9 protein-coding genes and 1 tRNA gene (1 of these 10 cut by a window edge) are annotated in these 7701 nt (G+C 45.4%); 8 read left to right on the plus strand and 2 right to left on the minus strand.

What is annotated here, in order from left to right:
• The first annotated feature begins 4 nt into the window (after window positions 1-4).
• The 4 genes from HMPREF3091_RS12210 to HMPREF3091_RS22665 all read left to right on the plus strand — a co-directional run bounded on the left by HMPREF3091_RS12210 (window position 5) and on the right by HMPREF3091_RS22665 (window position 4158).
• On the plus strand, window positions 5-1231 hold the full coding sequence (locus HMPREF3091_RS12210; RefSeq protein ID WP_193763963.1) for a diguanylate cyclase DgcN/YfiN: 1227 nt from the start codon (window positions 5-7) through the stop codon (window positions 1229-1231).
• A 28-nt stretch (window positions 1232-1259) separates the two neighbouring features.
• Window positions 1260-1751, plus strand: coding sequence for an outer membrane lipoprotein YfiB (locus HMPREF3091_RS12215; protein ID WP_008813386.1), 492 nt, complete (start codon window positions 1260-1262; stop codon window positions 1749-1751).
• 576 nt (window positions 1752-2327) lie between these two features.
• Entirely contained in the window at window positions 2328-3830 is a 1503-nt protein-coding gene (gene proP, locus HMPREF3091_RS12220) for a glycine betaine/L-proline transporter ProP (RefSeq protein WP_070716128.1), read from the plus strand.
• A gap of 184 nt (window positions 3831-4014) precedes the next feature.
• On the plus strand, window positions 4015-4158 hold the full coding sequence (locus HMPREF3091_RS22665) for a hypothetical protein (RefSeq protein WP_004090036.1): 144 nt from the start codon (window positions 4015-4017) through the stop codon (window positions 4156-4158).
• Window positions 4159-4239: 81 nt separating this feature from the next.
• Here the strand turns inward: HMPREF3091_RS22665 and HMPREF3091_RS12225 are convergent, their stop codons facing one another.
• The gene (locus HMPREF3091_RS12225; RefSeq protein ID WP_004090034.1) at window positions 4240-4518 is read right to left on the minus strand and encodes a YjcB family protein; all 279 of its coding nucleotides are present in this window, start codon (window positions 4516-4518) and stop codon (window positions 4240-4242) included.
• A gap of 172 nt (window positions 4519-4690) precedes the next feature.
• Here HMPREF3091_RS12225 and HMPREF3091_RS12230 point away from each other — a divergent pair, with 172 nt between their 5' ends.
• The 3 genes from HMPREF3091_RS12230 (at window position 4691) to HMPREF3091_RS12240 (ending at window position 6916) form a co-directional block, all read left to right on the plus strand.
• Window positions 4691-5584 (plus strand): formate/nitrite transporter family protein, encoded by an 894-nt coding sequence (locus HMPREF3091_RS12230; RefSeq protein ID WP_070716133.1) that lies wholly within the window; start codon window positions 4691-4693, stop codon window positions 5582-5584.
• 98 nt (window positions 5585-5682) lie between these two features.
• Window positions 5683-6357 (plus strand): MarC family NAAT transporter, encoded by a 675-nt coding sequence (locus HMPREF3091_RS12235; protein WP_004090030.1) that lies wholly within the window; start codon window positions 5683-5685, stop codon window positions 6355-6357.
• A gap of 142 nt (window positions 6358-6499) precedes the next feature.
• A complete protein-coding gene (locus HMPREF3091_RS12240; RefSeq protein ID WP_070716135.1) occupies window positions 6500-6916 on the plus strand; it encodes a DoxX family protein in 417 nt (138 codons plus the stop codon).
• 30 nt (window positions 6917-6946) lie between these two features.
• On the opposite strand, the gene HMPREF3091_RS12245 is transcribed toward HMPREF3091_RS12240, so the two are convergent.
• Entirely contained in the window at window positions 6947-7444 is a 498-nt protein-coding gene (locus HMPREF3091_RS12245) for a 2-thiouracil desulfurase family protein (RefSeq protein ID WP_070716137.1), read from the minus strand.
• A 216-nt stretch (window positions 7445-7660) separates the two neighbouring features.
• Here HMPREF3091_RS12245 and HMPREF3091_RS22670 point away from each other — a divergent pair.
• A tRNA-Ser gene (locus HMPREF3091_RS22670) sits at window positions 7661-7701 on the plus strand (it continues 65 nt past the right edge of the window).

A 7701-nucleotide genomic window follows, 5' to 3' on the forward strand; every position in this document is an offset into this window, starting at 1 on the left:
TCGGATGAGATTCACCTTTTTCTCAAACGTGAACATGCCTAAATCTCGTCCAACGTTACGTAGTATGTTTCAGCGTATTCATTTAATGATTATCGCTATTACTCTGCTAATGGCGGGGATACCGCTGTCAGTACTTTCTGTCTTCACGCTGAAGTCATACGCTGAACATAACTTGCAACTGGTGGCCGCCACGATTAGCTATACCAGCGCGGCTGCCGTGGTATTTGGCGATAAACCGGCTGCTCAGGAAGCGCTGACGCTGATCGCTAAAAAAGAACAAGTCTATGAGGCGAGGATTTACGATCAAAAGAAGGAGTTGCTCGCAAGCTGGACTTCGCCTACCAGCATGCGTTTGACGCTTGATGACCCGATTCGAAATTGGCTATTGCCAAAAATGGTTGTTCAACCTGTTGTGAGTGAGAATGAAGTGGTGGGCTATGTTACGTTGACCGCAGGCGGTGCCACGATGGTTAAATTCTTGAGCAATTTATTGCTTGGCTTATTGAGCTGTTTGGTGATTACCGCTTTGCTGTCGTTCTGGTTAGTGCGCCGGATGCATACCGGAATTGTCGATGAGCTACAAAATATTGCCCATGTGGCTCGTTTGGCTCGAGAAAAGAGAGAGTTTTCTATCAGGGTGCGGCCTTCACAAATTGCAGAAATCAATGAGCTGAGTCGGGGCTTCAATAGCTTATTGCGTGAGATGGAATTACAACATGCCGATTTGATGATCGAGAACGATCAGCTTTCTTATAAAGCGTTGCATGACCCATTAACGTCGCTGCCAAATCGCTCAAACTTTATGAGCATGCTAGAGAGTATGAACATGATGCAGGAACAAATATGCGTCATGTTTCTTGATGGTGATGGTTTTAAAGCCGTCAATGATACTTGGGGACATTCGGCCGGAGATCATGTTCTAACCACGATTGCAGAACGTCTGAAAACGCTGGTAGGTAAAAATGACTTAGTGGCCAGGATGGGCGGTGATGAGTTTTCAATTTTATTGCGTCACGTGGTTGATAAGGACGATGTCATGCAGGTCATTGAAAAAATCGTCAAGGCAATGCGACGCACGATATATCTGCCTAATGGTGAAGGGGTATTTGTATCACTCAGCATAGGTTTTACGCTTTCAAATGCTGGGAGTACGCCAGCTGAATTATTAGAGAAAGCGGATGCCGCTATGTATCACAGTAAGCATAACGGCGGTGGTTGGAGCTTCTCGTAACGATGATATTAAAAAAATAGGAAGAGGAATGAACGTGAGATTACACACTCAGTGGAAATGGGTAGGAATAATTTTAGCCGTACTATTTTTAGCGGGATGTCAGCATAAAGGTGGATTAACCGCAGAACAAATTGCAGTCCTAAAAGAGCAAGGTTTCCATCAAACCGATGAAGGATGGATGTTTGGGCTGTCAGAGAAAGTATTGTTTGGTAATAACAAATCTAATCTGACGCCAGAAAGCACGGAAACGGTAAAAAAAATGGGTAAGACGCTTGCACAAATCAATATTCTGCATGCGCGCCTAGATGGCTTTACCGATAATTATGGTGATGAAAGCTACAACCAACAGCTATCGCTAAAACGTGCCAATACTGTGGCTGATGCACTTTCTCAGGGCGGGATCCCGCGCATGAATCTTACAACGCGCGGAATGGGGGAAAGTCATCCGATTGCTAGCAATAGCACTAAGCAGGGACGTTCTGAAAATAGACGCGTTGCGATAGTCATTGAGGCACCTTAACTGAGTCACAATAGATAAATATTTTTTAGGTATCATGGATGATACCTCATCATTTCTGTTTTATTTCCGCACGTGCTTTTCTCCCCGCCAAACGCGTTGTCAGTACCATTCAATGCCCATTCTATGCGGTAACGTCACGTTAATTTCGTCGCGTTATCAACCCGATAACGGCTTATTTTTCAGCCTATACAAACTTTACATACTCAGTGATTAAGATCACAAATTTTGACATTTGATCTGTTTTGTTGAATTATTGTTATAGTTAAACGGCATTATTTGAAGGATTAAATAAGGAGAAAAGGGCTGTTAGGGGCGTGGTTGACCAGATCGGAGATTGCCTATCTGAGACAGCCAGAAAACGCACCATCAGCGATTTAGGTCGTGTCCCATTGGGGGCTTTACCCTGAGTAATTCGAGTTGTCGCTAGGCTATGAGCGTCTAAAAATCGCTAGCTGGGTGGACGAGCGCAGCCAATACGTAAGCAATTTTGAAGTAGGACGGGTAGGGAACGGACCATCGTGAGGCACGGTGAGAAGGCATTCACTGTGTGGCACAAAATTTTGCAAGGAAATAATAATGAGATTAAGAAGAAAGCAGGCAAAGCCGCTACATATTAACGACATTACAATTATTGATGATGAGAAGTTAAAAAAAGCCATTACCGCGGCAGCGTTGGGTAATGCAATGGAATGGTTCGACTTTGGTGTTTACGGGTTTGTCGCCTATGCACTGGGTCAAGTATTCTTCCCCGGAGCCGATCCAGGTATTCAGATGATCGCAGCGCTGGCTACGTTCTCTGTTCCATTCCTTATTCGTCCCTTAGGCGGAGTATTCTTCGGTGCATTGGGGGATAAATTTGGCCGCCAAAAAGTTCTCTCTGTCACTATTATTATCATGGCGGTGAGTACGTTCTGTATCGGTCTCATTCCGTCTTATGCATCAATAGGGATCTGGGCTCCCATTTTGCTGCTGTTGGCTAAATTAGCCCAAGGCTTTTCGGTCGGTGGTGAGTATTCAGGAGCAGCAATCTTTGTTGCTGAATATTCTCCAGATAGAAAACGCGGATTTATGGGGAGCTGGTTAGACTTTGGTTCCATTGCGGGCTTCGTTTTGGGTGCCGGCGTAGTGGTACTTATTTCTAGCATTGTTGGTGAGCAAGATTTCCTTGATTGGGGATGGCGTATTCCATTCTTTATTGCTGCACCGTTAGGTTTGATTGGTCTTTATTTACGCCATGCATTAGAAGAAACGCCAGCGTTCCAACAGCATGTAGATAAAATGGAGCAGGACGATCGCAATGCGATTCAAAATCCGCCTAAGACTTCATTTAAAACCATTCTTGCTCAGCATTGGAAAAGTTTGTTGACCTGTGTCGGTTTGGTGATCTCAACCAACGTAACGTATTACATGTTGCTGACGTACATGCCGAGCTATTTGTCGCATAACCTGCATTATTCAGAAGACCACGGCGTGTTGATCATCATCGCGATTATGATTGGTATGCTGTTTGTTCAGCCGGTTATGGGATTAATGAGTGACCGCTTTGGCCGTAAGCCATTTATTATCTTTGGTAGCATTGGTTTACTGTTATTAGCCATCCCATGTTTCAAACTCATCAACAGCGATATCATCGGTTTGATTTTCTTGGGGCTGTTGATATTAGCTATATTGCTGAATGCGTTTACAGGTGTGATGGCGTCTACGCTACCGGCAATGTTCCCCACGCATATTCGATACAGTGCGCTAGCGATTTCGTTTAATATTTCGGTACTCATTGCGGGTCTGACACCGACTATTGCGGCTTGGTTGGTTGAAACAACCAACAACCTGTATATGCCAGCCTATTATTTGATGGTTGTGGCGTTAATCGGATTGGCAACGGGCCTGTTTATGAAAGAAACGGCGAATAAGCCTCTTAGAGGTGCAACGCCAGCAGCTTCTGACCGTGCTGAAGCGAAAGAGTTGTTACAAGAGACTTATGACAACATCGAGCAAAAGGTTGAAGATATTAACGAGCAGATTGAAGAATTGGAACGCAAGAAACAGCGTCTAATCGACCAACATCCTAAATTGGATTAAGGTTTTCATCTTCTGTCTAGGGGCCGCTTGCGGCCCCTTTTTATTTCTGCTGCGGGCAACACTCGAACCTTTGGATATAGTTTATGGCATAAGTTTACAATTGATAAACACAGCTTGAATGAGAAAGGTATAGGCTTTTTCTTAATAACGGCAAGGTGATGTCGTCTTTGAGGAGAGTCTGACTATGAACGCGAAGAGAGTTAAAATTGCACAGTCCGTCGCAAAATATGCTGTTGCCCATCATAGTTCAAGCCGTTGGAATACAGCGATGAAAATGCTGAAAGCATCGCTTTCTGTCGCGGTTGCTTTACCGCGCAGTGAGCTCTGATTCTATGGATGACAATTCAAGATTGATGGTGCAGGACACGTCGGTGATGAACACGGGCGTGCCCTGCAATAAGGCGGGTCATTACATCATGCTATAGGCGGATGGTTGGCTCATGACGTCAACGAATACGTCTTTCGCTACGGCCCAAAAGTGGCTCATTCCATCGGTGTTGATTGTCGCGCCAGTGAGTGTCATCACCAACCAACATGCCGTGGCAAACCCGATGCCGCTGAAGGCAAAAGCAACCACACTGTGGCCTTTCTTACGAAACTTGATGTTCAATGAGCTGGCCACAAACATCATGAAAGTACTCATGATTTCCCAACGGGCGACGATCAGCCCGGTCATAACAGTACCCATGCAACGCGATCCTCATTCAACAGTATAATGTGACATTGATCACATTATATTCTGAGTCATCCAATTCATCTAGCATGTTTTTCAATCAATTAATGCAAGTTTAGCTATCTGCATCTGAAATGAGCGGAATCAGGGTCTACGCTTATTATTGAAACCAACGGAGAGATGCAGAATGAATGATGAGCCTCATAAAGATCGCATTGTTGATGAAAAGCCAGAAAGCGAATTGAAGGTTGATAACGATGAAGAGAAGCAGGGTAAAGAGATTAATACCGACGAAGATCGCCTTCCATCACGCGCTGCGGCAGTGCATGAAATTATCCGTATGGAAGGTACCAAGGAGCTAGAGCGTGATGTTTGGGCACTGCTCTGGTCTGCTGTTGCCGCAGGGCTTTCGATGGGAGCTTCGCTGATGGCGAAGGGTATTTTCCATGTCAAACTGGATGGCGTACCGGGCGCATTTTTACTAGAAAACTTCGGCTATACGTTGGGGTTTATTATCGTGATTATGGCTCGCCAGCAGTTATTTACGGAAAATACGCTGACCGCGGTACTGCCTGTTATGAATAAGCCGAATCGAACCAACTTTCTTTTACTGATGCGGTTGTGGGGGCTTGTATTGCTCGGGAACCTGATAGGCACGGGTTTAGTTGCGTTTATCTTCTGGCATTTGCCAGTATTTGACGTGCAAACGCGCGAGGCTTTTGTCAGCATCAGTCAGAAGGTGATGGAAAACTCGCCGACTGAAATGTTTGCCAACGCCGTGGTATCCGGTTGGATTATTGCCACCATGGTATGGATGTTTCCCTCCGCGGGAGCCGCGAAAATCTGGGTGATTGTTATCATGACCTATTTGGTTGCCATCGGCGATCTGACCCATATTGTTGTGGGCTCGGTAGAAATTCTCTATTTGGTATTTTCCGGTCATCTTCACTGGCAGGAATTCATTTATCCCTTTGCCGTGCCGACCTTGATCGGAAATATCATCGGCGGAACCTTCATTTTTGCATTAATTAGCCATGCACAGATACGCAATGAGCTAGATAAAAGTAAGGGTAAAAAATGAATATTATTATGTGGATGGTTTCATTTGAGCTTATTGCCTATACTCGATAGCTTCAATTGACAGATAACTCCCCATTCGCACCAAGGATGTGATGCATAATGATTGAATTATTTAAGGCCATAGGGCTAGGATTGGTTGTGATATTACCGCTGGCTAATCCGTTGACGACGGTGGCGTTATTTCTCGGCCTCGCTGGAAATATGAACCGTGAGGAACGAAACCGCCAGTCGTTAATGGCTTCGGTCTATGTGTTTGCCATTATGATGGTCGCCTTTTATGCTGGCCAAGTTGTGATGAACACCTTTGGAATATCTATCCCAGGCTTGCGGATTGCAGGGGGATTAATTGTCGCTTTTATCGGTTTTAGAATGCTGTTTCCTCAGCAAAAGATAGAGGATCAACCAGAGGTTGAAAGCAAAAGCGAAGAGTTAGACAGACACCCAACGGCAAATATTGCCTTTGTTCCGCTCGCGATGCCCAGTACGGCGGGACCCGGCACCATAGCGATGATTATTAGCTCTGCGTCCACCATTAAACACGGCGCTGATTTTCCTGATTGGGTGTTGATGGTGGCTCCGGTGCTGGTGTTTCTGTCCGTTAGCATCATTCTGTGGGGATGCTTACGCAGTTCTGGCGCGATTATGAAACTGGTGGGCAAGGGGGGCATTGAAGCTATTTCTCGCCTGATGGGATTTTTATTAGTCTGCATGGGCGTGCAGTTTATTATCAATGGCATTTTAGAAATCGTGACAACCTTCCACGCACCTATCTAATTTAATCCTCAGATGCAGGCCACTTTCTGTATGAAAGATGGCTTGCTGTTAATGCGATAAATCCGCCGTCATAAATCCGATTATGTCCTAGAATTAACAGAGGATGATAGCAGTCCCATTTTTGCTGATTAAGGAGTTAAAAATGAGTGACGGTATGAAAGACTCGCTTATATTGCTGGCTAGGATATTGCTGATGCTGCTGTTCATTATATTTGGATGGTGGAAATTAACCCATTTCGCACTCGCTGTTTCGGCAATGCAGGGTTATGGCGCTCCGTTACCTTATATTGCCGCTATTGTTGCGGTGGTGATTGAGTTCTTCTTTGGTTTAGCTTTGATATTAGGACTGTGGACACGGCCTATTGCCGCCATCTTCGCACTCTATGTGCTCGGGACATCCATCATTGGCCACCCATTCTGGAGGCTGAGTGGCATGGATATGGTGCTTAACGAAATCAACTTCTATAAGAACATCAGTATTATTGGTGGCCTTTTGCTGCTGATTGTGACGGGAGCAGGGCGTTACTCCTTGGATTACCGCCTGAGCAAGAAATTGTAATAGCGCTTTCTGTCTCCAATAAACGGCCTGCTAGCGGGCCGTTTGCTCATCAGCCAAAGTGACTGCGGTTTCTAGAGCGGAAAATTCAGACTCGCTAAAAACGGCAATTCCATTTTTTCGTAATAGCTCCGCCGTTAATCCCATCCCCGAGATTTTTTTACCGCTGAAACTGCCATCATAAATAAGCGAGCTACCACAAGAAGGGCTGCCGTCGGTGAGTAGGGCAAAACGGCACTGGTGTTTTAATGCCAGTTGTAGGGCGATGCGGGCGCCGGCCAGATAGCCCGCAGTAACGTCATTATTATCAGATTCGACGACGACTTGCTCTCCGAGCGGTGAGTGGCGAATTTCAGCGCTCAATCGCGGCGTTGGGAAGCCTGCGCTGACTTCAGGGCAGCAGAGTATCAAACGATCTTCTTGCTGCCAGCGTAGCAGCGTTGGTGGCATAAATGGTTTCGCACTGCCGTTATAACGCACAGGGAAGCCCATTAAGCAGGTGCTAACCAGTATTTTTGCGGGATTAGTCATAAAAAAACCTAAAAGCGGTAGCGGAACAGAAATAACTCGACGTGCTGAGCAGAATATTATTGCATGAAAAATAGAGATGCTAGAGGCCTAACTGATTAATAAATAGCGATATCTGATTAAAGAAAGTTCATCGTGGCTATTTACTGCGCAGTTGAATAAAATTTTTATTTTAGCGCTGGACAGCCACTGGGAAGGCCGTTAATATCTGCCCCCATTGGAAGGATGGCTGAGTGGTTTAAGGCAGCGGTCTTGAAAAC

This window comes from Hafnia sp. HMSC23F03, from assembly GCF_001816025.1.
Taxonomy (GTDB): Bacteria; Pseudomonadota; Gammaproteobacteria; order Enterobacterales; family Enterobacteriaceae; genus Hafnia; species Hafnia paralvei.